A 20,275-nucleotide genomic window follows, 5' to 3' on the forward strand; every position below is an offset into this window, starting at 1 on the left:
ATTCTCCGACTCTTGGGGATGACAATGGGCGGGAACCGGACAACTCTGATGGTCGCGGCCACCGCCCTACGAGGCAGGGTAATCGGACAAATGCCGAAAAGTGTGGCGAATGTTGACTGTGGCGAATTCGCGCTGCGACCGCACCGCCCGACGGCTCAGGACGATCGGGCCGAGAGCCGCGCCTGCGTCGCGTCGACGCGGTCGGCGTGGGTGTAGACGACCATCGAGTCGCCGCGTGAGAACCCGATGAGCGTGATGTGGCGTTCGTCGGCGAGTTCGGCGGCCAGCGACGACGGCGCGGACACGGCCGACAGTACCGGGATGCCGGCCATCGCCGCCTTCTGCACGAGTTCGAAACTGGCGCGCCCGGAGACCTGGAGAACGGTGTCGTGCAAGGGGAGTCGCTGCTGGGCGGTTGCCCATCCGACGACCTTGTCGACGGCATTGTGGCGGCCGACGTCCTCGCGGACGGCCAGCAGCGCGCCGGTCGTCGCGTCGAACAGACCCGCCGCGTGTAGCCCGCCGGTCTTGTCGAAGACCTTTTGTTCGTCGCGCAGCCGGGCGGGGAGGGCCAGCAGCAGCTCGGCGTCGATCGGTGTCATGAGGGCGCCGACGTCGAATGCCGAACGGGTCGTGACCGACTCGATGCTGTCCTTCCCGCATACGCCGCAAGCACTGGTGATGGGCAGATCGCGGGCGCGCAGCGTTGCCGGGACCGCGACGCCCGGTGCGAGTGTGATGTCGAGGACGTTGTAGGTGTTGGCGCCGTCGTCGTCGGTTCCCGCGCAGTACCGCGCCGTCATCACGGACTCTGCGGTGGTGACGATGCCTTCGGACACGAGGAATCCGATCGTGAGTTCGACGTCGTTGCCGGGGGTGCGCATGGTGACGGCGAAACGATCGCCACCGATGCGGATCTCCAGCGGCTCCTCGACGGCAAGGACGTCGGCACGCGCCGTCGGCGCGATGCCGCGGCGGATCCTGGTCACCCGTCGTCGGGAGGTGATACGTCCCACGAGGTCGACACTACTGCGAGGCGGCGGGGGAGCGTGCCCCTATCAGACGTCGAGGATCAGCGTGACCGGACCGTCGTTGACGAGGTGGACGTGCATGTGGGCGCCGAACATGCCGGTCGCGACGGTTGCTCCGGCATCGCGCAACGCCGTGACGACCTGTTCGACGAGCGGCTCGGCGACCGGCCCCGGAGCGGCCGCGTTCCACGAGGGCCGCCGCCCCTTGGCGGTGTTGGCGTACAGCGTGAACTGGCTGATCACGAGGATCGGTGCGTCGACGTCGGAGGCGGACTGCTCGCGACCGTCGTCGTCGGTGTCGAGGATGCGCAGACGCCAGATCTTGTCGGCCAGCCGCGCCGCCTGCTCGCCGGTGTCGTCATGGGTCACCCCGATGAGGGCGACCAGCCCGAGGTGGCCGGCCGGGAGATCGAGCGCGCCGACGGTCTCGCCGTCGACGACCACGGATGCCTCGGAGACACGTTGGACCACTGCACGCATGCGGACCAGGCTCCCACGCCCCGCGATCAGCGCGACGGCAACCCCTGATCGCGCAGACGCGCACGCAGGTCGTCACGGCCCTTGAGGCTGTGCCGATCGGCCAACCGGGACAGCAGGGGTGCGATCCAGCCCGCGTCGCGCTCGTACTCCCGGTTGTAGGCGGCCAGACGGGAGTCGTAGTCGGCGACCGCCTCGTCGCGGGAGGGATCGTAGGTCTCCTGATGCACGACGACCCGCTGCGGTAGTCGCGGCTTGATCCCGGCACGTTCCTCGGGGTCGGGCACCCCGACCGCGAGGCCGAAGGTGGCGAACACCCGCTGCGGCAGCCGCAACTCCGCGGCGACCTCGGTGGGTCGATTACGGAAGGCGCCGACGAACACCGCGCCCAGGCCCAGGGACTCGGCGGCGACGACGGCGTTCTGTGCGGCGAGGGAGGCATCGACGAAGCCGAGGACGGTGCTCTCGAGATAGTCCGTGGCGTCGAGTGCGGCGCCGTGGCGGTCGGCCACGCGAGCGGCCCGCCCGAGGTCGGCGAGCCAGACCAGTACCAGGGGCGCGCACCGCAGGAACTGTTGGTCGCCGGCCAGCGCGGCGAGGCGTGCGCGCCGGGCGGGATCGCGGACGGCGATCACGCTCCAGGCCTGCAGGTTCGACGACGTCGATGCGGACTGTGCGGCGGCGATGATCGACGTCAGCTGATCGTCGTCGACCGGGGCGTCCAGGAACTGTCGGACGGACCTGTGTGCGAGGAGCTGATCGATGACCGGAGACCGCAGCCGCAATGCGGTGAGGTCCGGATCCCGGTACCGCCGGCGGAGGAGGTCGGCGGTGACGGCGTACTCGGGTTCCGTGGGCGAGAGGGTCATGCGGGCTCCTTCATCGTCAGGACGGCTCGATCAACTCGCATGCGATGCGGCGTCGGCGCCGGCGAATCCACTGACCGGACGCGGCAGACCGAAATGCTCACGGAGCGTGGTGCCGGTGTACTCGGTCCGGAAGAGTCCGCGTTTCCGCAGCAGCGGGACGACGGTCTCGGTGAAGGCCTCGAGCCCACCCGGGTAGAACGGTGGCATCACGTTGAAACCGTCGGCGGCACCGTGGGTGAACCACTCGGAGATGGTGTCGGCGATCTGCTCCGGCGTGCCGGTCACCACACGATGCCCGCGCGCCCCGGCGAGGCGGTGCAGCAGGGCGCGGACCGTCGGCTTCTCCCGCGCGACGATCCCGGCGACCACCTGTTTGCGGCTGCGGGTGTTGTCGGTGACATCCCCCGCATCGCCGAAGATGTCCGGTGGGACCGGGGCATCGAGATCGAGTGAGGACAGGTCGACCTCGGTGATGCCGCGCAACTGATAGAGCCCGTAGGCCGGGACGGTGAGCTGGTTGAACTCCTGCTCGAGTGCCTTGGCCTCGTGTTCGGTGCCGCCGATGAACGGGCTGATGCCGGGCAGGATCTTGATGTGATCAGGGTTGCGGCCCAACGACTCCGCACGCGCACGGATGTCGGAGTAGAAGGCCTGGGCATGCTCGAGGAGTTGATGCGCGGTGAAGATCGCCTCGGCGTACTGCGCCGCGAACGCCCGTCCGTCGTTCGACGCCCCTGCCTGGACGAGGACCGGATGACCTTGCGGGGACCGCGGCGCGTTGAACGGGCCACGGACTGCAATGTGCTTGCCGACGAACTCGGCGCGATGGATCTTGTCGGTGTCGGCGTAGATCCCGGCGTCACGGTCGAGGACGACCGCGTCGTCCTCCCAGCTGTCCCAGAGCCGGACGGTCGCGTCGACGAACTCACGTGCCCGTTCGTAGCGGATGGCGGGGTCGGGATGGGCAGGGAGACCGAAGTTCTCGGCGGCCGCCTCGCTCGACGTCGTGACGATGTTCCAGCCTGCCCGACCCTTGGACAGGAAGTCCAGACTTGAGAAGAGGCGCGCGAGGTTGTAGGGCTCGTAGTACGTGGTGGATGCGGTGGCGATCAGGCCGATGCGTTCGGTCGCCGCCGCGATGCTCGTCAGCAGGGTCACCGGTTCGAGCCGGCCGGCGGTGCTGTACCGGGCCTCCGAGCGCAGTGCCGGCCCGTCCGCGAGGAAGACGGCGTCGAACCGGGCGGCCTCGGCGGTGCGTCCGATCTGCTGGTAGTAGTCGGCGTCGAAGATCCGCTCGGGCTGCGAGGACGGATGCCGCCACGCCGCCTCGTGATGGCCCGCGGGATAGATGAACGCGTTGAGGTGGAGTTGACGTTTCGGCTCGGCAGGCATGAGTTCCTATCTGGTCGTGGTGGTCTCGACACCGAGCGCCTCGAGGAGCGCTTCGCGGTGTGCGACGAATGCGGGATCGCGCAGTGAACGGCGGGTTCCCAGGTCGGTGAGGTCACGGTCTGCGACGAATCGTCCGTCGTCGAGGACGAGGACACGATCGGCGAGGGTGACCGCTTCGTCGACGTCATGGGTGACGAGAAGGACACCGGGCCGGTACTTCTCGCAGAGCCGACGCAGCAGGGTGTGCATCCGCAACCGGGTCAATGCGTCGAGGGCGCCGAACGGTTCGTCGGCGAGGAGGAGATCGGGCCGGCGGACCAGGGACCGGGCGAGTGCGGCGCGTTGCTGTTCGCCACCGGACAACTCGTTCGGCCAGGCGGTCTCGCGTCCGCCCAGCCCGACGTCGTCGAGAGCGCTCTGTCCAGCCGCTCTCGTGTCACGCCCGGTCAGTCCCAGGATGACGTTGGGCAGCACCCGCGCCCACGGCAGCAGACGCGAGTCCTGGAACACCACTGACGTCTCCTGCGCCACATCGAGTTCGCCGGAACCGTCGACACCCGCGTCGAGTCCGGCGACGGCACGCAGCAGAGTGCTCTTGCCACTGCCGCTGCGTCCGAGGAGTGCCACGAACTCACCCGACACGATCGTCAGATCAATGCCGTCCAGGACGGTACGATTCCCATAACGGCGGGTGAGATCTCGTGTGGCGAGCACGGTTCCGTGGACGTGCGCGTCCACGGCGGGGGCGATCAGCCCAGCGACCTGCGCCATGACAGGGCCCTCCTCTCGATCGCACGGACCACGACGTCACCGACGAGGCCGAAGACCGCGTAGACGACCAGTCCGACGACGACGATGTCCAACTGCCCGTACACGCGGGCCTGGTTCATGAGGTAGCCGACGCCCTGCGTCGCGTTGACCTGCTCGACGACGACCAGCGCGAGCCAGGAAATGGTCACGGCCAGACGGAGTCCGGTGAAGAACCCGGGCACCGCGCCGGGTAGCGCGACGCGTCGGATGAACTGCCACTGGGAGAGTTTCACGGTCTGCGCGAGCTCGACGTAGCGGACATCGACCCCGCGCAGCTGGGCATGGGTGTTGATGTAGACCGGGATCAGCACGCTCGTCGCGATGATGATGATCTTCATCTGATCGCCGATCCCGAACCAGAGGATCGCCAGTGGGATGATGGCCAGCGTCGGGATGGCACGCTTGATCTGGATGGGACCGTCGACGATCGCCTCGCCCACCCGGCTCAGTCCGGAGATCAGGGCCAGGACGACTCCGAGGACCACACCGATGACCAGGGAGATCGACGCCAGACGCAGGGACGCCAGGATGTTCTCCGGCAACCGCCCGTCGGACCAGAGTTCGGCGGCGGTGGCCGCGATCGTCCCCGGAGCAGGCAGGGTTCGTTCGTCGATGACACCCGCCGCAGAGCCGACGATCCAGATGAGCAGCAGCAGTGCCGGTCCGATGAGCCATCCCCCGGGGATACGACGGCCGGGGCCGAGGCGACGGCGAGCGGTGCCGTGACGGCGCTCCAGGACTGGGGTGGCCCCGTCGACCGACGATGTGATCCCGGTGGCGGGCTGATGGATTGTCGCCGATGTCATCGCGTCACGTCCTCCGGTTGGCGGGTCGCGCCGTACTTCGTCACGGCGTCGTCGACGACCGGCGCGAAGCGGAGATCGAAGAGATCGGCGGATGTCACCGGTTCGGGCAGGGCGTCGGCATTCTCGAGCAGATCGATGGTTCCCTGCTGTCGTGCGATGAGCGCGTCGTCGAGCGCCGGGATCGCCGTCGTGCCGTTGCTCTTCAGGATCTTCCAGCCGTCGGCCTCGGAGACCTTCTGATCGTCGACGTAGTAGGACTTGATCCATTCGGCCGGATGGGTGTTGGTCCACTGGAACGCCTGCACGAGCGTCGCTGTCAATGCACGCACGGCCGCGGCCTTGGCGGGTTCGGCCAGCGACTCCCCGCGCGCATAGACATAGCTGAGGCCCTCGTTGATCTTCCCGGCGACCGCCGGGTCCACGATGGAGGCGCCGTCGCGTCCGTAGTCGCGCAGGTAACGGGTCAGGCGTGGCTCGTTGAGCGGCGCGACGTCGACCTCGCCGGCACCGAGTGCCTCGGAGAACTCGGCGAGCTGAAGTCGGGTGAGTTCGACGTCGTCGGTCGACAGGCCGGCGTTCTGCAGGGCGCGGAGGACGACGACTTGCTGGGCCGTGCCCTCGGCGTAGGCGATCTTCTTGCCGCGCAGATCCTGGAGGGAACGGATCGTCGTGCCCGGGCTCGTGGCCAGGGACATGCTCGACGGTTTGACCTCGCGAGCGAGGACGATGGGGACCTGCTGTCCGGTCGCGGCCGCGTGGATGGGCGGGACGTCGCCCACCGGCGCGACGTCGGCGGTGCCGGCGCGGAACGCCTCCAGAATGGCCGGGCCGCCGACGAAATTGGCATACTCGACGGTGAACGGAAGCGTCTTCTCGAGTCCGCTGGCACGCAGAAGCGTCTGGATCTGGTTCTGCTGGTCGGCGACGACCAACGTCGCGCCCGACGGGATCTGGGTGGGAAGCGGTGTGTCGGTGTTCAATTCCGGTCCGTCGCTCGAGGAACAGGCGGACAGCGTCGTCACGACGGCGACGAGGAGGACCAGCCATGCGGATCTGTGGCGTCGAAAGCCGCGTGCGGCCATGGCCTTTGGTGTGGACAATGCGGTCACGTCTGGGATACCCCCGGGATGTCAGGCGTCGATCTGATGTCGATGGATCACCATCACCCGATGTGTCCGGCGTTCCAACCGTTAGACCCCCGCTGGTCTTTTGTCCGTTTCGTCTGTCCGTGTCGTCGCCGGGTGACGCCAGTGAGCGGAACCGTGTGGAATCTTCTGCGGGCCCCGCGTCGTTGACGTCGACATGACCAGTGACATCAGCACGAGCACCTCGGACCCCGGCGGCGATTCGGCCAAGGCCGCGCACATCGCGAGATTCGGCACACACGGCACGTGGGGATGGCACGGGCGCTTCTCGGCCGACGAGGCACGTCAGATCGAGGAACTGGGCCTCGGCACCATCTGGCTGGGCGGCTCACCCACGGATCTACAGCCCGTACGGGCGATCCTCGCGGCCACCGATCGCATCACCGTCGCCACCGGCATCGTCAACATCTGGAACACCGACGCCGCTGTCATCGGCGACGAGTTCCACGCTCTGGAGGCCGATTTCCCCGGCCGCTTCTATCTCGGCATCGGAGCCGGACATCCGGAGGCCACCGCCGAGTACCGCAAGCCGTACGACGCGGTCCGCGACTACCTCGACGTGCTGGACGAGAAGTCGGTGCCGGTGCACCGACGACTGCTCGCCGCACTCGGGTCGCGGATGCTGCGCCTGTCGGCCGACCGCGCCCTCGGCGCCCATCCGTACCTCACACCACCGGCCCACACGAAGGGGGCTCGCGACGAACTGGGCGCCGGCGTGCTCCTCGCTCCCGAGCACAAGGTCGTCGTCGACACGAATCCGGTCGCGGCGCGGGCCGTGGGTCGTCCGCCGGTGGATCAGCCGTACCTGCACCTGCGGAACTACACGTCGAATCTGAAGCGGCTGGGCTACACCGACGCCGACATCGCCGACGGCGGCAGCGACGAACTGATCGACGCCCTCGTCGCGCATGGTGACGCGGCGTCGGTGCGCGCACAGGTAGATGCGCATCTCGCCGCCGGCGCGGACCACGTCGCCATCCAGGTGCTCGGATCCGAGACACCCGTCGACGAGCTCACCGCGATCATCCGGGCGTGACGGTCCCCGGATCGGTTGCACGCCAGGGTGTCGGACCGGAACCGCTGGAAATCACCGGAGAACTCCAGACCGACAACACTGGGGAGCGGGTTGCGCTTGGCGCGGGTCAGGTCAACGCATAGGTGACGGTCACCGAGAAGGTCAGGGTCTGCTGGCCGGGCTCGACGGGGACCGGTGCGGCCGCCACCGACGAATCCCGTTGCAGGGGAGCGGGTTGCTCCTGCCCGCTCGTCGTCTCGGAGATCTTCTGGACCTTGCCCAGCGAGTCGCCGGCGAGGGACGCGTACTGGTCGGCGCGCGACCGGGCGTCGTCGAAGGCGGCCTCCCGGGCCTGTTTCATCAACTCGGCGTCATCGTCGATCGCGAACGTCACGTTGCTGATCCGGGTGTTGTCGCCGCCGGCGGTCGCGGCCGCCGCGAGGATGTCGGACGCCTTCGCGATGTCGCGAATCGTCACGCGGATCGTGTTCGTCGCCTGATAGCCGGAGATCTCGCTCGATCCGCCTGGCGTCGCGTTCGAATAGCGGGGACTCAGATCGACCTGTTGGGTCGCCACGTCCTTGCGGTCGACGCCCTCGGCGACGACCGCGTCGGTGACCTTGGTGACCTGCGCGCTCGACTCGTTCAGTGCGCTGGAGACGTCAGCGGCGGTGGCCTCGACACCGATGTCGGCGCGCAGCGTGTCCGGCACGCCGGTCACCTTGCCGTTGCCGACGACGGTCACCGTGCGGGGATCGTCACCGCCGTCGTCTCTTCCGCACGCACTCAGTCCCAGTGCGGTGATGAGCGCGACGCCGAGTACGGCGATCCGGACGGGGCGGCACCCTCCCGGCCTCATACCGGTTCCTTGAGGAGCAACGCGAGGGCCCACCCCACGATCGAGATCACGATCGCGCCCAGGATGGCTGACCAGAAGAAGCTGTCGACCTCGAGTCCCCAATGGGTGGTGTTGCGGGTGATCCACGCGGTGATCTCCAGCATGAAGGCGTTGATGACGACGTGGATCAGCCCCAGCGTCAGGATGTACAGGGGGATCGAGAGCAACTGCACGATCGGTTTGATGATCGCGTTCACCGCGCCGAAGATCAGCGCCACCACGACGACGATCCCGACCTTCTCCCACGTCGTCGAACCACCGACGAAGTCGAGACCGGGCACGATGAGGGTGGCGATCCAGAGGGCGAAGCCGGTGAACGCGGAGCGAATCAGGAACGCGGACATGGGCACAGTGTGCCAGGAGACTCGCCGAACACCCAGCACACGTGTGTCCCGTGCGGGAAGATCGTCCGATGAGCGCCACCTTCGACGGCTGACCGACGTCGATGTCGCCATGGCGGGCGCGTCCGCCGCTGCGCTGACCCTCCTCGGGCCCGATCGCTCAGATCTGGTCGCGGCGTGCAGTGATCAGTGCACGTATCGCGTCGTCGGGTGGGGGAGCGGGCTATCGCGTAGATGGCCTCGACCGCATCGCGATCGGCGGCGTCGAGTCCGGCCGGATAGTCGTCGACGGTGCCCATGGTCTCATTTTCCCGCGTCGACGCGGATTCGGTGCCGTTCCGTGAGCTCCGACATCGAATCGAGGAGCTTGCCGAGTGCATGCAGCTCGGCGATCGGCCGGTCGTCGAACAGGATCTGCCCCTCCTCGACCATCGGCCCGTACGCCGACCAGACCCGTTGTCGTCCGTCATCGGTCATTTCGACGAGGACCTTGCGTCGGTCGGTCGGCGCGGCGGTCCGTCGGATGAAGCCATTGTCGACGAGCCGATCGATGAGTGCGGTCGTCGCGGCCGGCCGCAATCCGGTGGCGGTGGCGATCTCGCCTGCGGTACACGGTCTCTCCGACACCCAGTCCAGACAGCGCATGTCGGCCGGACCCACGCCCAGCCTGCGCGCGACCGCGTCGTCGAATGACTGGACCGTGCGCTGATACCGCTGCATCGCCCGGCCGACCTCGGCCGTCGCTGCTTGACGGGTGCCGCATTGATCCGCGACGGTGAGCTCGAGCTGGCCGGCGACAACACCTACGACCTGCCGACGGTGCCGATATGGCATCGCGGTCGGATCGGGCTGATCGGCGACGCCGTCCACGCACCCGCCCCGAGTTCGGGCCAGGGGGCCTCGATGGCGCTCGAGGACGCGGTGGGAATGGCGTCGAGTCTGGCCGGCGCCGACACGCAGGCCGGATTCCGGGCATTCGAGCAGACACGACGGCAGCGCGTGGAGAAGATCGTGGCGATGGGCGCGCGGGCGAGCAGCAGCAAGACGCCGCGTGGTCGCGCCGCATGCTCAATGACACCGCCATGCGGCTGATGTTCCGGTATGTCGTCACCGAGCGGTCACAAGAGTGGATGTTCGATCGCCGGGTGCGGATCGAGGCCCCGGCGGGCGCCCGCGACGTCGATCCGGGCCGACGCTGAGCGCGATCGCCGTTCCTGGCGGTTTGGACTGTCCTGCCAGTTCGCGTAGCATGGAACGTCGGTGTGCGTCGCATGCCGGTGCTTGCGTGTCCTCGGCCCCACGGCGGAGGGGCAGACGGGTCCGGCGGTGATCACCCTGATGGTTTCGGTCACCCGATCCGGTGCCATCACCCTAACGGATAAACATTGATTCAACCCGGCTTCGCGTCACGGTCCCGCTACCGCGGTCACCGAGGCCGCCGAGCCAGGATCGCGGAGGACATGGCGAAAAAAGACGGGGCCATCGAGGTCGAGGGACGAGTCATCGAACCCCTGCCCAATGCGATGTTTCGCATCGAGCTGGAGAACGGTCACAAGGTCCTCGCCCACATCAGCGGCAAGATGCGGCAGCACTACATCCGCATCCTGCCCGAGGACCGGGTCGTCGTGGAACTCTCGCCCTACGACCTGGGTCGCGGGCGCATCGTTTATCGGTACAAGTAAGACTTCCCCCAGATAGGGGTGAGGACAGATCAGGCGCGGCTTCGTCGTGCCTGGACCATCGAGGAGAAGCGGACGTGAAGGTTCAGCCGAGCGTCAAGCCGATCTGCGAGAAGTGCAAGGTGATCCGCCGCAACGGTCGGGTCATGGTGATCTGCGAGAACCTGCGTCACAAGCAGCGTCAGGGCTGATCATCGGCACCCCTCGGGGTCGCTTGAGACGTCGCGCCGGGAGCGAAGCGAGCGGGCGACACAGTTACAGACAACTGAATACACCTACAGAGCTGAACAGATTCTTGTGAAGCCCTCCTGGCACCAGCACCGACATACGGGTCGGCGCCCACCTCCGGTTCAGAGGCCGGAGCCCTCCGCAGAGAGAGGGGCGGACCAGGAGCAGACCTCTGAGGAGTGAAGGAAACGCCACATGGCACGTGTTGCTGGTGTGGATCTCCCGCGCGAGAAGCGGCTGGAGATCGCACTGACCTACATCTACGGAGTTGGTCGTACCACCTCCAAGGAGATCCTGGACGGAACCGGGCTCAGCCCCGACCTCCGTGCCAAGGATCTGACCGACGCAGACGTCGCAAAGCTGCGTGAGTACATCGAGAACTCGGTGAAGGTCGAGGGTGACCTGCGTCGCGAGGTTCAGGCCGACATCCGTCGCAAGATCGAGATCGGCTGCTACCAGGGTCTGCGCCACCGTCGTGGCCTGCCCGTCCGTGGACAGCGCACCAAGACCAATGCCCGCACTCGCAAGGGCCCGAAGAAGACCATCGCCGGGAAGAAGAAGTAATGCCACCCAAGTCACGAAGCGCAGGCCCCAAGAAGGGCACCCGCCGTCGCGATAAGAAGAACGTCCCGCACGGCAACGCACACATCAAGTCGACGTTCAACAACACCATCGTGTCGATCACCGACCCCAACGGCGCCGTCATCAGCTGGGCGTCCTCGGGTCATGTCGGCTTCAAGGGCTCGCGCAAGAGCACCCCGTTCGCGGCTCAGCTCGCAGCCGAGAACGCTGCGCGCAAGGCCCAGGAGCACGGCGTCAAGAAGGTCGACGTGTTCGTCAAGGGACCGGGGTCGGGTCGCGAGACCGCCATCCGGTCGCTGCAGGCCGCCGGTCTCGAGGTCGGCACCATCTCCGATGTCACCCCGCAGCCGCACAACGGTTGCCGTCCGCCCAAGCGGCGCCGGGTCTAGCGGGAAAGGAAGAGAATAGAAAATGGCTCGTTATACCGGCCCCGCAACAAAGAAGTCCCGTCGTCTGCGCGTCGATCTCATCGGCGGCGATCAGGCGTTCGAGCGTCGCCCCTACCCGCCCGGCCAGCACGGTCGTTCGCGGATCAAGGAGAGCGAATACCTGCAGCAGCTGCAGGAGAAGCAGAAGGCCCGCTTCACCTACGGAGTGATGGAAAAGCAGTTCCGTCGCTACTACGAAGAGGCCAACCGTCGCAACGGCAAGACCGGTGACGAACTGCTGAAGATCCTCGAGACCCGCCTCGACAACGTCGTCTACCGCGCCGGCCTGGCCCGGACCCGTCGTCAGGCCCGTCAGATGGTCACGCACGGCCACTTCACCGTCAACGGTGTCAATGTCGACGTGCCCAGCTATCGGGTCAGCCAGTACGACATCATCGACGTCCGTCCGAAGTCGCTGCAGACCGTGCCGTTCCAGATCGCCAAGGAGATCCAGGGCGACCGTCCGGTCCCGGGCTGGCTGCAGGTGGTCCCCTCGACGCTGCGCATCCTCGTGCACCAGGTGCCCGAGCGCGCGCAGATCGATGTGCCGCTGGCCGAACAGCTCATCGTCGAGTTCTACTCGAAGTAATCGCCCTGCAGCACAACGCTGCTCGGTTCACCCTCGAGGCCGTCATATAGCGGTCGGCCAAAGGAGAAACACGAAATGCTCATCTCACAGCGACCCACCCTGACCGAGGAGATCATCGCCGACGACCGGTCGAAGTTCGTCATCGAACCGCTCGAGCCCGGCTTCGGCTACACCCTCGGCAACTCGCTGCGCCGTACCCTGCTCTCGTCGATCCCCGGAGCTGCGATCACCAGCATCCGCATCGACGGTGTCCTGCACGAGTTCACCACCGTCCCCGGGGTGAAGGAAGACGTCACCGACATCATCCTGAACCTCAAGGGCCTCGTGGTCAGCTCCGAAGAGGACGAGCCGGTCACCATGTACGTGCGCAAGCAGGGTCCGGGCACCGTCACCGGCGCCGACATCGTGCCTCCGGCCGGTGTCACCGTGCACAATCCCGACCTGCACATCGCGACCCTGAACGACAAGGGCAAGCTCGAGATCGAGCTCGTCGTCGAGCGGGGCCGTGGCTACGTGCCGGCCGTGCAGAACAAGGCGTCGGGCGCCGAGATCGGCCGTATCCCGGTCGACTCGATCTACTCGCCCGTGCTCAAGGTGACCTACAAGGTCGAGGCCACCCGTGTCGAGCAGCGCACCGACTTCGATCGTCTGGTGCTCGATGTCGAGACCAAGAACTCGATCAGCGCCCGCGACGCCCTGGCGTCGGCCGGCAAGACCCTGGTCGAGCTGTTCGGTCTGGCTCGCGAGCTCAACGTCGAGGCCGAGGGCATCGAGATCGGGCCGTCGCCGGCCGAGGCCGACCACATCGCGTCGTTCAGCCTGCCGATCGAGGATCTCGAGCTGACCGTCCGGTCCTACAACTGCCTGAAGCGCGAGGGTGTCCACACCGTCGGCGAGCTGGTGGCACGGACCGAGTCGGATCTGCTCGACATCCGCAACTTCGGGCAGAAGTCGATCGACGAGGTCAAGGTCAAGCTGCATGCTCTCGGACTGTCACTCAAGGACAGCCCGGCCAGCTTCGACCCGTCGCAGGTCGCCGGTTACGACCCGGCGACCGGAACGTGGTCGGATGACGCGTCGTTCGACGCCGACTCCGGTGAGGATTTCGCTGAAACCGAGCAGCTGTAAGGCGCTCGCCCAACCCTGACTTCCGCATCACTGCGATCGGGAGTCTCTCCTAGGAGAAGAGAAATGCCCAAGCCCACCAAGGGTGCCCGCCTCGGCGGGTCGGCCAGCCATCAGAAGGCGATGTTGGCGAACCTCGCCACCTCGCTCTTCGAGCACGGCCGGATCACCACCACCGAAGCGAAGGCGAAGCGGCTGCGCCCGTACGCCGAGAAGCTGATCACCCACGCCAAGGCCGGTTCGCTGGCCAATCGGCGTGAGGTGATGAAGGACATCCGTGACAAGGATGTCGTGCACACCCTGTTCGCCGAGATCGGTCCGTTCTTCGCAGACCGTCCGGGCGGCTACACCCGCATCATCAAGACGCTGCCGCGCAAGGGCGACAACGCCCCCATGGCCGTGATCGAGCTGGTGCGCGAGTCGACCGCGTCGAGCGAGGCCAGCCGGGCCACGCGCGTCGCCGCCTCGAAGAAGGCCGCCGAGGACAAGCTCTCGGAGACCGAAGACGTCGTCGCAACCGAGGATGACGCCTCGGCCGCCGACGCGGAGAACCCGGTGGAGGCCGTCGAGGCCGACGCCACCGACGCTCAGGTCGAGAACGCCGAGGCCGTGGCCGAGGCCGTCGACGACGAGTCGTCCGCGGCGACCGCCCCCGATGCCGAGGCAGCGGGCGCGGACGTCGACGGCGGCAAGAAGTAAGAAGTCGGACGCCTGAGTCCGCACGTCTTGTCAGAGCCCGCCGTCACCATCTCCGGTGACGGCGGGCTCTGTCGTCTCCGGCTCGACATCTCCTACGACGGCACCGACTTCGCCGGGTGGGCAGCCCAGGTCGGGCAGCGGACGGTGTGCGGTGCCCTGCAGGACACCCTGGCCACCGTCCTGCGTGTTCCCGTCCGATTGACGGTGGCCGGCCGCACCGACGCCGGGGTGCATGCGACCGGCCAGGTCGCGCACACCGACATCCCCGCGTCGTCGCTGGATACGCGGTCGATCGACGGGGACCCGTCGCGGCTCGTCGGCCGGCTGGCGAAGATGTTGCCCGACGATGTGCGGGTCCGACGGATCGCCGCGGTGAGCACCGACTTCGATGCCCGTTTCTCGGCGCTCCGGCGCCACTACAGCTATCGGCTGACCGACTCGGTGTGGGGCGCCGAGCCGATCGCCGCCCGCACGACGGCGACCTGGCGTCGCCCCCTTGACGTCGACGCGATGAACGACGCCTCCCGGACCTTGATAGGCCTCAATGACTTCGCGGCCTTCTGCCGGCGGCGGGAGGGCGCCACGACGATCCGGGACCTGCAGCGCTTCGAGTGGACGATCGATTCCGACGGGGTGTTGATCGGACGGGTCAGCGCCGACGCCTTCTGCTGGTCGATGGTTCGGTCGCTGGTGGGCGCCGTCGCCAGCGTCGGCGACGGTCGTCGCGACGTCGACTGGTGTCGTGGACTGCTGGCGGAGCGGACGCGGAGCAGCACGGTCCCGGTCGCCGAGGCCCGGGGTCTGTGTCTCGTCGGCGTCGACTATCCGTCGGACGCGGAACTCGCCGCGCGCAACCAGATCACCCGTGACGTGCGGTCGCCGGGCGGCTGCTGCGGGGACTGACCCCGCGCGTGTGCGGGATCTCCGACGCCCGGGTGGGCAGTCATGCGGCGGCCATCGCGGATACGAAGAGGTCAACTCGCCGGTCCGTGGTGGCGGCCGAACTGCATCGTCGGGCGGCGCGGACCACCGCGTGAGGGCGACGGCTGTACGAAACGGTGATCGGAGGAGTCGGCGGTGCGGGGTCAGGACCGCAGCGGCAGTCCGTTGCGGTCGCGCACGCTGCCGGTCAGCATCATGATGCCGTCGATCAGGGCCCAGAGGCCGACGCCCATCAGGATGAACAGACCGACGATGAACACCAGGGTGATCCAGCCGAGGATGGTCAGGCCCAGCTGGATGCCGCCGGTCTGGTTGTCGCCCAGGTAGAAACGACCCACCCCGAACGTGCCGAGGAAGATCTGCAGGAGCCCGGCGACGATCTTGGACTTGTCGGAGTAGGGCAGCCCGGACATCGGATCACGCCCGAACGGTGCGGAGGGATCCATCCCGGGCACCCCACCGTACGGAGTGCCGTAATTGACATAGGGCTGACCGCCGTATGGCTGGCCGCCGTATGCCTGGCCTCCCTGAGGCACGCCGTAGGGCTGACCGGCCGCGCCGTACCCCGCGGGGTTGCCATAGGGGTCGCCGTACGGATTCGGCTGCGAGTAGGGATTCGCCTGTCCGTACGGATCGCCGGACGTGCCCGCGCGTGGGTCGCGGTACGGATCGTCGGAGGAGGGGCCCGGATAGCTCATCGGCACATCATCGCACGATCACCTGACATACCGGCACACGTCATACGGCCGGATGACCGACCACCATCCGCCGGACGGTCAGGTCGCGCTGCGACCGTCCTCGATCGCCTCCAGGACGGCCTCGACGGTCTCGTCGTCCCCGACGAACTCCTCGGGTCGCTGACCTTCGCTCATCAGGTGGCGCCAGTTGACGGGATCGAACACCACGGCGTCGTGGCGGTCGATGAAGTCGATGACGAGCTTGGCGAACCTCTCCGGATCGGACCGGAACGGGAAATGGCCACAGCCCGTGAAGGTCTCGAGTTCGGAATGCGGGATGGCGGAGTGTGCGAGCAGCGCGTGCTGATAGGGGATCACGGTGTCCTCGTCACCCCAGATCAACAACACCGGAAGACGCTCGGTCAAATAGCATCGGTCCATCATGGTGACCACCTGGCCGCGCCAGTCGACCACGGCACGCAATGTGCGCAGGAACGCCGACGACGCCGTCGGATCGGTCAGATCGCCGAGGACGCGGACGAGGTCCTCGTGATCGTTGAGCAGCCTCCGCGGCGAGACCGCGTTCGGCACACCGGGGATCCGTGGAGCGGCGGCGAGGGTCCGGGCGCCCAGCCGCAAGGCGGGCACGACGCCCGGCAGTCGGAGCATCGTGAGGATCTCGTGGGCGACCGGGGTGGAGACGAGACGTAGTGCGGGGTTCACATCACGCGTCACGCCACCGGCCGCCACCAGCACCAGCCGCTCGGCGAACCGCGGGAACTGATAGCAGAACTGCATGGCCACGCCACCGCCGAGGGAGTGCCCGACGACGGTCACCTTCGAATGTCCGAGAACCACCAGCAGATCGCGCATTCCGTTGGCGAAGGCCGGGACCGAGTAGTCGGCGCGGGGCTTGTCCGACAGACCGTGACCCAGCAGATCGGGCGCGATGACCGTGTAGTGCTGCGCCAGCGTGGGGATCACCTCGTCCCAGGTGGACGAGTTGTCGCCGATGCCGTGGATAAGGAGCAGTGCGGGTCCGCTCCCGGCGATGCGGTAGGCCCGACGGTAGCCGTGGATGGTGTGATACTCGATGCGGACGTCGGTGTCGACGACCGGACGCAGCGCTGGGGCCTTCGGCGACGTCGCACGCGGCCGTCCGCGGGCGCCCCCGGTGGGCGGGTGGGTGGTTCCGGACACGGTGGCTCCTCGTGGATCACGTCTCAAGTACGCGCTCGTCTCGCGGTGCTGCCGCGGCGGCGTCCTGACCCCGAGTAAACCCTACGTTGGCACATTCTGCCCAGGATGTTGCATCGAGTTAACGTCGGTTGAACGCTGGTGCGCCGTCTGCCGTCGCAGCGGTCGGGTGGGGTGCCTGCCTGACTAGGCTGGACATGATGAATCCGTTCGATGTCGACAGCTTCCTGGCCACCGGTGGGCTGATCGGTCTCTGTGTCCTGATCTTCGTCGAGACCGGGCTGCTGATCGGCTTCGTCTTTCCCGGGGACTCGGTTTTGTTCACCGCGGGTGTGCTTGCCGCGCAACCGGATCCGTTTGCACCGTGGTGGCTGCTGTGCCTCACGGTCCCGGCCGCGGCGATCATCGGCGATCAGTTGGGTTACGTCATCGGCCGACGTCTGGGCTCGGGTGTCGTCGAGGGGCGGGTGATGCGGATGATCGGCCCGGAGCCCCTGGAGAAGACACATCGGTATTTCGAGCGCTTCGGCGCCGTGACCGTGTTCTTCGCCCGGTTCATCGGGATCGTGCGGACCCTGACGCCCGTCGTCGCCGGCTTCACCGGCATGTCCTATCGGGTGTTCACGCTGTTCAGCGTGCTCGGCAGCATCGCCTGGGCGGCAGGCCTGATCATGCTCGGGTACTGGCTCGGTCAGGTGGCGATCATCCGCGATCATCTCGAGCTGTTCATCATCGCGTCGGTGTTGACGGTCGTGGTCCCCACCGCGATCCACTTCGGGCGCCGGTGGCGTGCGTCGCGGAAGGTCCCCGACGACGACCCGGCTGCGTGACGCGGCCGGTGTCGGCGGGACCGGTGATCAGATGACGGTGAACGTATCGCTGACCGTGACGTTCCACGTCATCTGCGTGCGATCTGCGAGCTACTGGTAAAACGGTTCGTCGCGGTCGGCGGATGCCGCCGAGAAGTCGTCGGCGATCGTCGCGGCGAGCTCGGCGAACGCCCGGCGGGTGTTCTTGCCGACCAGTTCGAGGTCGACGTCGGCGCCCTCGGAGAGGTGATCGTCGAACGGGATCTTGTGCACGGCGCGGCATCGGGTGAGGAAGTGCTGGCCGAGTTGATCGGTGTCGATCGTCGACGCTCCCGGCCGTGACGAGCTGAGGACGACGACCGCCCGCGACACCAGGTGTCCGTAGCCGTGGGCCTCGAGCCAGTCGAGTGTCGCGCCCGCACTGCGCGCGCCGTCCATCGCCGGTGAACTGACCAGGATGATCGCGTTCGCCATGTCGAGGACACCGTTCATCGCGGAGTGGCTCAGACCCATATAACATCGTCAACCGCTATGATCCTGGCATGACCACCGCACGACGCCGCGCCGCGATCTACACCCGGATCTCTCTGGACCGAACGGGGGAGGCCCTCGGGGTTGCCCGCCAGGAGGAGGACGCCAAGGCCATTCTGGCCGAGCGCGGTTGGACCCTGGCCGGGGTCTGGAGCGATAACTCCATCTCGGCGTCGGACGCGCGCAAGGTCCGGCCGGGATATGACGCGCTGGTCAAGGCCTACGACGCCGGAGCGTTCGACGCGCTGGTCTGCTACGACCTGGACCGGCTCACGCGCCAGCCGCGGCAACTGGAGGACTGGATCGACGCGGCCGAGGCCTCCGGCCTGGCGCTGGTGACCACGAACGGGGAGGCCGACCTCACCACCGACGCGGGCAGGTTGTTCGCGCGGATCAAGGCCGCGGTGGCGCGCGCCGAGGTGGAGCGCAAGTCCGCACGCCAGAAACGCGCCGAGGCCCAGCGCGCGGCGTCGGGTAAGGCCCCGGTCAAGGGTCACCGGCTCACCGGGTACGCGCACGGTGGCGCGGTCATCCCCGAGGAGGCCAAGGTGGTCCGCCGGATCTTCGCTGAGTTCCTGGCCGGTGGCGCGGTCCACGGGATCGCCAAGCGGCTGGAGGCCGATGGGGTGCCGACCCGGTCCGGTCGTCGGTGGCACCCGGCCACCGTCAAGACCATCCTCACCAACCCGCGTTACGTCGGCCGGGTGGTCCACAACGGTGAGGTCCTGGCCGGTGTCGTCGGCCAGTGGGAGCCGATCATCGACGGGGCCGATTTCGACCTGGTCCAGGCCACGTTTGCCGCGCCGGAGCGCAAGGCCCGCGCGGTGAGCACGGCGCGGAAACACCTCGGGTCCGGGCTCTACCGTTGCGATGAGTGCCGAGGCCCGATGAAGCTGGCCGGAGGACGGTCCTACCAGTGCCACGGCCACGTGTCTCGGGTCGCTCACGTCGCGGACGGCCTGGTCCGGGAGGTCGTGGCCGAGCGGCTCCGCCAGGCCGACGCGGCCGAACTCCTGGCCCCGGCCCAGGCCGACATGGCCCCGCTGGTGGCCGAGGCCGAGCGGCTCCGGGCACGGATCGCGGTGGTGGATGAGGAGTACCTGGCCGATGAGATCGACGCGCGGCTCCACCGGACCAAGGTGGAGCGGCTCCGGGTCCAGCTCACAGAGGTGGAGCAGCAGCTCGGGAGCCAGCGCAACGGCTCGGCGTTGGGGTCGGTGCTGGGTACCGAGGACCCGGCCGCGGCGTTCCTGGCCGCCGACCTCATGGCCCAGCGCGCGGTGGTTGACGCGCTGGCCGAGATCCGGCTCTGCCGAGGTGTCCGAGGCCGCAACAGGTTTGACCCGTCCACCGTGGTCATCGACTGGCGATAGCCGACACCAGAGCGTTGGCCCTGAACGGGGCGGCGTCACCCTGGCGCAGCGTGGCCAACTTGGCGGCCTTGCGCTCCTCGGCACCCACGGCCATGATCCGGCGGCCGAGGGCCACCAGCTCACCCACGGTCACCTACGCCACCGGCCGCGTGATCCCGGCCGCGCACGACGGGCACGGGACGCCGGGGCGGATCTCATGCTTGGCCCGCGCGTACCCGACCGTTACGACCTTGCGCGACGGGGTCCGGCCGGTGGGGACGTGTCCGGCGTCGGCCGCCGAGGACCCCGACGCCGCGGAGCTGGAGCCCGAACGCGTCGGCGCGTCACGGCCACCCTGGCGGTCTCCCGACGCCGCCGGTGCGGTCCGGGCCGCTCCCGAGGTCGCGCGGCGTTCCTGGCGTTGGGTGCGGGACTCACCGCGTTCCTTGTGCAGCGCGGCCAGCTTGGCGGCCGACGCCGCGGCGCGGTCCACGCCGACCTGACCGCCGTCCCGGAACCCTGAGACGTGGACGTTGACCAGGTCCACGTCCCCGATGATCGGAATGTCTCGGACACCGGCGCGCACGCGTGCGCCGTTGCCCTCCGAGGTCATCTCCCCGTCAAAGTGTCCGCCGAGGAATCCCATGTGAATC

General features: G+C 67.8%; 26 protein-coding genes and 1 pseudogene. 12 read left to right on the forward strand and 15 right to left on the reverse strand.

Going from position 1 to position 20,275, the window contains the following annotated elements; translation table 11 throughout:
* Positions 1-155: 155 nt before the first annotated feature.
* The 7 genes from fdhD to QSJ19_RS05025 are packed head-to-tail and all read right to left on the reverse strand — an operon-like array spanning position 156 to position 6,494.
* The gene (gene fdhD / locus QSJ19_RS04995) at positions 156-1,016 is read right to left on the reverse strand and encodes a formate dehydrogenase accessory sulfurtransferase FdhD (protein WP_286318724.1); all 861 of its coding nucleotides are present in this window, start codon (positions 1,014-1,016) and stop codon (positions 156-158) included.
* A 42-nt stretch (positions 1,017-1,058) separates the two neighbouring features.
* On the reverse strand, positions 1,059-1,511 hold the full coding sequence (gene dtd / locus QSJ19_RS05000) for a D-aminoacyl-tRNA deacylase (protein WP_286318725.1): 453 nt from the start codon (positions 1,509-1,511) through the stop codon (positions 1,059-1,061).
* Positions 1,512-1,537: 26 nt separating this feature from the next.
* The gene (locus QSJ19_RS05005) at positions 1,538-2,377 is read right to left on the reverse strand and encodes a nitroreductase family protein (RefSeq protein ID WP_286318726.1); all 840 of its coding nucleotides are present in this window, start codon (positions 2,375-2,377) and stop codon (positions 1,538-1,540) included.
* Positions 2,378-2,407: 30 nt separating this feature from the next.
* Positions 2,408-3,769: an LLM class flavin-dependent oxidoreductase gene (locus tag QSJ19_RS05010; protein ID WP_286318728.1), complete on the reverse strand. Its 1,362-nt coding sequence runs from the start codon at positions 3,767-3,769 to the stop codon at positions 2,408-2,410.
* 6 nt (positions 3,770-3,775) lie between these two features.
* Positions 3,776-4,540, reverse strand: a complete 765-nt coding sequence (locus tag QSJ19_RS05015) for an ABC transporter ATP-binding protein (RefSeq protein WP_286318729.1) — start codon at positions 4,538-4,540, stop codon at positions 3,776-3,778.
* Entirely contained in the window at positions 4,519-5,385 is an 867-nt protein-coding gene (locus QSJ19_RS05020) for an ABC transporter permease (RefSeq protein WP_286318731.1), read from the reverse strand. The genes QSJ19_RS05015 and QSJ19_RS05020 overlap by 22 nt, the downstream gene beginning before the upstream one ends.
* Entirely contained in the window at positions 5,382-6,494 is a 1,113-nt protein-coding gene (locus tag QSJ19_RS05025) for an ABC transporter substrate-binding protein (RefSeq protein WP_286318733.1), read from the reverse strand. The genes QSJ19_RS05020 and QSJ19_RS05025 overlap by 4 nt, the downstream gene beginning before the upstream one ends.
* Positions 6,495-6,687: 193 nt before the next feature.
* Between QSJ19_RS05025 and QSJ19_RS05030 the strand changes: the two genes are divergently transcribed.
* Positions 6,688-7,566 carry an LLM class F420-dependent oxidoreductase gene (locus QSJ19_RS05030; protein ID WP_286318735.1) on the forward strand — a complete coding sequence of 293 codons (879 nt, stop codon included), beginning with the start codon at positions 6,688-6,690 and terminating at the stop codon, positions 7,564-7,566.
* A 106-nt stretch (positions 7,567-7,672) separates the two neighbouring features.
* Here QSJ19_RS05030 and QSJ19_RS05035 read toward each other — a convergent pair whose 3' ends face one another.
* The 3 genes from QSJ19_RS05035 to QSJ19_RS05045 form a co-directional block, all read right to left on the reverse strand.
* Positions 7,673-8,404, reverse strand: a complete 732-nt coding sequence (locus tag QSJ19_RS05035) for an SIMPL domain-containing protein (protein WP_286318738.1) — start codon at positions 8,402-8,404, stop codon at positions 7,673-7,675.
* Positions 8,401-8,787: a phage holin family protein gene (locus tag QSJ19_RS05040; RefSeq protein ID WP_286318739.1), complete on the reverse strand. Its 387-nt coding sequence runs from the start codon at positions 8,785-8,787 to the stop codon at positions 8,401-8,403. Before QSJ19_RS05040 ends, QSJ19_RS05035 begins: the two co-directional genes overlap by 4 nt.
* Before the next feature lie 300 nt (positions 8,788-9,087).
* The gene (locus QSJ19_RS05045; protein ID WP_286318740.1) at positions 9,088-9,504 is read right to left on the reverse strand and encodes a MarR family winged helix-turn-helix transcriptional regulator; all 417 of its coding nucleotides are present in this window, start codon (positions 9,502-9,504) and stop codon (positions 9,088-9,090) included.
* Positions 9,505-9,531: 27 nt separating this feature from the next.
* On the opposite strand from QSJ19_RS05045, the gene QSJ19_RS05050 reads away from it, so the two are divergent.
* From QSJ19_RS05050 to truA, 9 genes are all read left to right on the forward strand, one after another.
* Positions 9,532-9,876 (forward strand): FAD-dependent monooxygenase, encoded by a 345-nt coding sequence (locus QSJ19_RS05050; protein WP_286318741.1) that lies wholly within the window; start codon positions 9,532-9,534, stop codon positions 9,874-9,876.
* Between the two features lie 368 nt (positions 9,877-10,244).
* Positions 10,245-10,466 carry a translation initiation factor IF-1 gene (gene infA / locus QSJ19_RS05055; protein WP_005170487.1) on the forward strand — a complete coding sequence of 74 codons (222 nt, stop codon included), beginning with the start codon at positions 10,245-10,247 and terminating at the stop codon, positions 10,464-10,466.
* A 74-nt stretch (positions 10,467-10,540) separates the two neighbouring features.
* Entirely contained in the window at positions 10,541-10,654 is a 114-nt protein-coding gene (gene rpmJ / locus QSJ19_RS05060) for a 50S ribosomal protein L36 (RefSeq protein ID WP_005207978.1), read from the forward strand.
* 232 nt (positions 10,655-10,886) lie between these two features.
* Positions 10,887-11,255 (forward strand): 30S ribosomal protein S13, encoded by a 369-nt coding sequence (gene rpsM, locus QSJ19_RS05065; RefSeq protein ID WP_187589731.1) that lies wholly within the window; start codon positions 10,887-10,889, stop codon positions 11,253-11,255.
* Positions 11,255-11,662 (forward strand): 30S ribosomal protein S11, encoded by a 408-nt coding sequence (gene rpsK, locus QSJ19_RS05070; protein WP_005170497.1) that lies wholly within the window; start codon positions 11,255-11,257, stop codon positions 11,660-11,662. Before rpsM ends, rpsK begins: the two co-directional genes overlap by 1 nt.
* 22 nt (positions 11,663-11,684) lie before the next feature.
* Positions 11,685-12,290, forward strand: a complete 606-nt coding sequence (rpsD, locus tag QSJ19_RS05075; protein ID WP_286318743.1) for a 30S ribosomal protein S4 — start codon at positions 11,685-11,687, stop codon at positions 12,288-12,290.
* Positions 12,291-12,365: 75 nt separating this feature from the next.
* The gene (locus QSJ19_RS05080; RefSeq protein ID WP_187589733.1) at positions 12,366-13,418 is read left to right on the forward strand and encodes a DNA-directed RNA polymerase subunit alpha; all 1,053 of its coding nucleotides are present in this window, start codon (positions 12,366-12,368) and stop codon (positions 13,416-13,418) included.
* A 63-nt stretch (positions 13,419-13,481) separates the two neighbouring features.
* On the forward strand, positions 13,482-14,114 hold the full coding sequence (gene rplQ, locus QSJ19_RS05085) for a 50S ribosomal protein L17 (protein WP_286318744.1): 633 nt from the start codon (positions 13,482-13,484) through the stop codon (positions 14,112-14,114).
* A gap of 27 nt (positions 14,115-14,141) precedes the next feature.
* Entirely contained in the window at positions 14,142-15,017 is an 876-nt protein-coding gene (truA, locus tag QSJ19_RS05090; protein WP_286318745.1) for a tRNA pseudouridine(38-40) synthase TruA, read from the forward strand.
* Positions 15,018-15,199: 182 nt separating this feature from the next.
* Here truA and QSJ19_RS05095 read toward each other — a convergent pair whose 3' ends face one another.
* Both QSJ19_RS05095 and QSJ19_RS05100 read right to left on the reverse strand, forming a co-directional pair.
* Positions 15,200-15,754 carry a TM2 domain-containing protein gene (locus QSJ19_RS05095; RefSeq protein WP_286318746.1) on the reverse strand — a complete coding sequence of 185 codons (555 nt, stop codon included), beginning with the start codon at positions 15,752-15,754 and terminating at the stop codon, positions 15,200-15,202.
* A 78-nt stretch (positions 15,755-15,832) separates the two neighbouring features.
* The gene (locus QSJ19_RS05100) at positions 15,833-16,933 is read right to left on the reverse strand and encodes an alpha/beta fold hydrolase (RefSeq protein WP_502876094.1); all 1,101 of its coding nucleotides are present in this window, start codon (positions 16,931-16,933) and stop codon (positions 15,833-15,835) included.
* A gap of 197 nt (positions 16,934-17,130) precedes the next feature.
* Here QSJ19_RS05100 and QSJ19_RS05105 point away from each other — a divergent pair, with 197 nt between their 5' ends.
* A complete protein-coding gene (locus QSJ19_RS05105) occupies positions 17,131-17,760 on the forward strand; it encodes a DedA family protein (protein ID WP_286318747.1) in 630 nt (209 codons plus the stop codon).
* A gap of 90 nt (positions 17,761-17,850) precedes the next feature.
* On the opposite strand, the pseudogene QSJ19_RS05110 reads toward QSJ19_RS05105, so the two are convergent.
* A pseudogene (locus QSJ19_RS05110) lies at positions 17,851-18,258 on the reverse strand (MinD/ParA family ATP-binding protein); the annotation flags it as partial.
* Positions 18,259-18,281: 23 nt separating this feature from the next.
* On the opposite strand from QSJ19_RS05110, the gene QSJ19_RS05115 reads away from it, so the two are divergent.
* Positions 18,282-19,643, forward strand: a complete 1,362-nt coding sequence (locus tag QSJ19_RS05115; protein WP_286318748.1) for a recombinase family protein — start codon at positions 18,282-18,284, stop codon at positions 19,641-19,643.
* Here the strand turns inward: QSJ19_RS05115 and QSJ19_RS05120 are convergent.
* Together QSJ19_RS05120 and QSJ19_RS05125 are read right to left on the reverse strand one after the other, a co-directional pair.
* Complete coding sequence (locus tag QSJ19_RS05120) at positions 19,627-19,776, reverse strand: hypothetical protein (protein WP_286318749.1); 150 nt, start codon at positions 19,774-19,776, stop codon at positions 19,627-19,629. The two genes, QSJ19_RS05115 and QSJ19_RS05120, sit on opposite strands and share 17 nt — an antisense overlap.
* Complete coding sequence (locus tag QSJ19_RS05125) at positions 19,777-20,268, reverse strand: hypothetical protein (RefSeq protein WP_286318750.1); 492 nt, start codon at positions 20,266-20,268, stop codon at positions 19,777-19,779. It lies immediately after the preceding gene.
* Positions 20,269-20,275 lie beyond the last annotated feature (7 nt).

The organism is Gordonia sp. ABSL11-1, from assembly GCF_030315685.1.
Taxonomy (GTDB): domain Bacteria; phylum Actinomycetota; class Actinomycetes; order Mycobacteriales; family Mycobacteriaceae; genus Gordonia.

What these genes read in the sequence shown, in the direction of transcription:
- dtd (WP_286318725.1), bottom strand. Translation starts at nt 1,511, where the DNA reads ATGCGTGCAGTGGTCCAACGTGTCTCCGAGGCATCCGTGGTCGTCGAC.
- QSJ19_RS05005 (WP_286318726.1), bottom strand. Translation starts at nt 2,377, where the DNA reads ATGACCCTCTCGCCCACGGAACCCGAGTACGCCGTCACCGCCGACCTC.
- QSJ19_RS05010 (WP_286318728.1), bottom strand. Translation starts at nt 3,769, where the DNA reads ATGCCTGCCGAGCCGAAACGTCAACTCCACCTCAACGCGTTCATCTAT.
- QSJ19_RS05015 (WP_286318729.1), bottom strand. Translation starts at nt 4,540, where the DNA reads ATGGCGCAGGTCGCTGGGCTGATCGCCCCCGCCGTGGACGCGCACGTC.
- QSJ19_RS05020 (WP_286318731.1), bottom strand. Translation starts at nt 5,385, where the DNA reads ATGACATCGGCGACAATCCATCAGCCCGCCACCGGGATCACATCGTCG.
- QSJ19_RS05030 (WP_286318735.1), top strand. Translation starts at nt 6,688, where the DNA reads ATGACCAGTGACATCAGCACGAGCACCTCGGACCCCGGCGGCGATTCG.
- QSJ19_RS05035 (WP_286318738.1), bottom strand. Translation starts at nt 8,404, where the DNA reads ATGAGGCCGGGAGGGTGCCGCCCCGTCCGGATCGCCGTACTCGGCGTC.
- QSJ19_RS05040 (WP_286318739.1), bottom strand. Translation starts at nt 8,787, where the DNA reads ATGTCCGCGTTCCTGATTCGCTCCGCGTTCACCGGCTTCGCCCTCTGG.
- QSJ19_RS05045 (WP_286318740.1), bottom strand. Translation starts at nt 9,504, where the DNA reads ATGCAGCGGTATCAGCGCACGGTCCAGTCATTCGACGACGCGGTCGCG.
- infA (WP_005170487.1), top strand. Translation starts at nt 10,245, where the DNA reads ATGGCGAAAAAAGACGGGGCCATCGAGGTCGAGGGACGAGTCATCGAA.
- rpsM (WP_187589731.1), top strand. Translation starts at nt 10,887, where the DNA reads ATGGCACGTGTTGCTGGTGTGGATCTCCCGCGCGAGAAGCGGCTGGAG.
- rpsK (WP_005170497.1), top strand. Translation starts at nt 11,255, where the DNA reads ATGCCACCCAAGTCACGAAGCGCAGGCCCCAAGAAGGGCACCCGCCGT.
- rpsD (WP_286318743.1), top strand. Translation starts at nt 11,685, where the DNA reads ATGGCTCGTTATACCGGCCCCGCAACAAAGAAGTCCCGTCGTCTGCGC.
- QSJ19_RS05080 (WP_187589733.1), top strand. Translation starts at nt 12,366, where the DNA reads ATGCTCATCTCACAGCGACCCACCCTGACCGAGGAGATCATCGCCGAC.
- rplQ (WP_286318744.1), top strand. Translation starts at nt 13,482, where the DNA reads ATGCCCAAGCCCACCAAGGGTGCCCGCCTCGGCGGGTCGGCCAGCCAT.
- QSJ19_RS05095 (WP_286318746.1), bottom strand. Translation starts at nt 15,754, where the DNA reads ATGAGCTATCCGGGCCCCTCCTCCGACGATCCGTACCGCGACCCACGC.
- QSJ19_RS05105 (WP_286318747.1), top strand. Translation starts at nt 17,131, where the DNA reads ATGAATCCGTTCGATGTCGACAGCTTCCTGGCCACCGGTGGGCTGATC.
- QSJ19_RS05115 (WP_286318748.1), top strand. Translation starts at nt 18,282, where the DNA reads ATGACCACCGCACGACGCCGCGCCGCGATCTACACCCGGATCTCTCTG.
- QSJ19_RS05125 (WP_286318750.1), bottom strand. Translation starts at nt 20,268, where the DNA reads ATGGGATTCCTCGGCGGACACTTTGACGGGGAGATGACCTCGGAGGGC.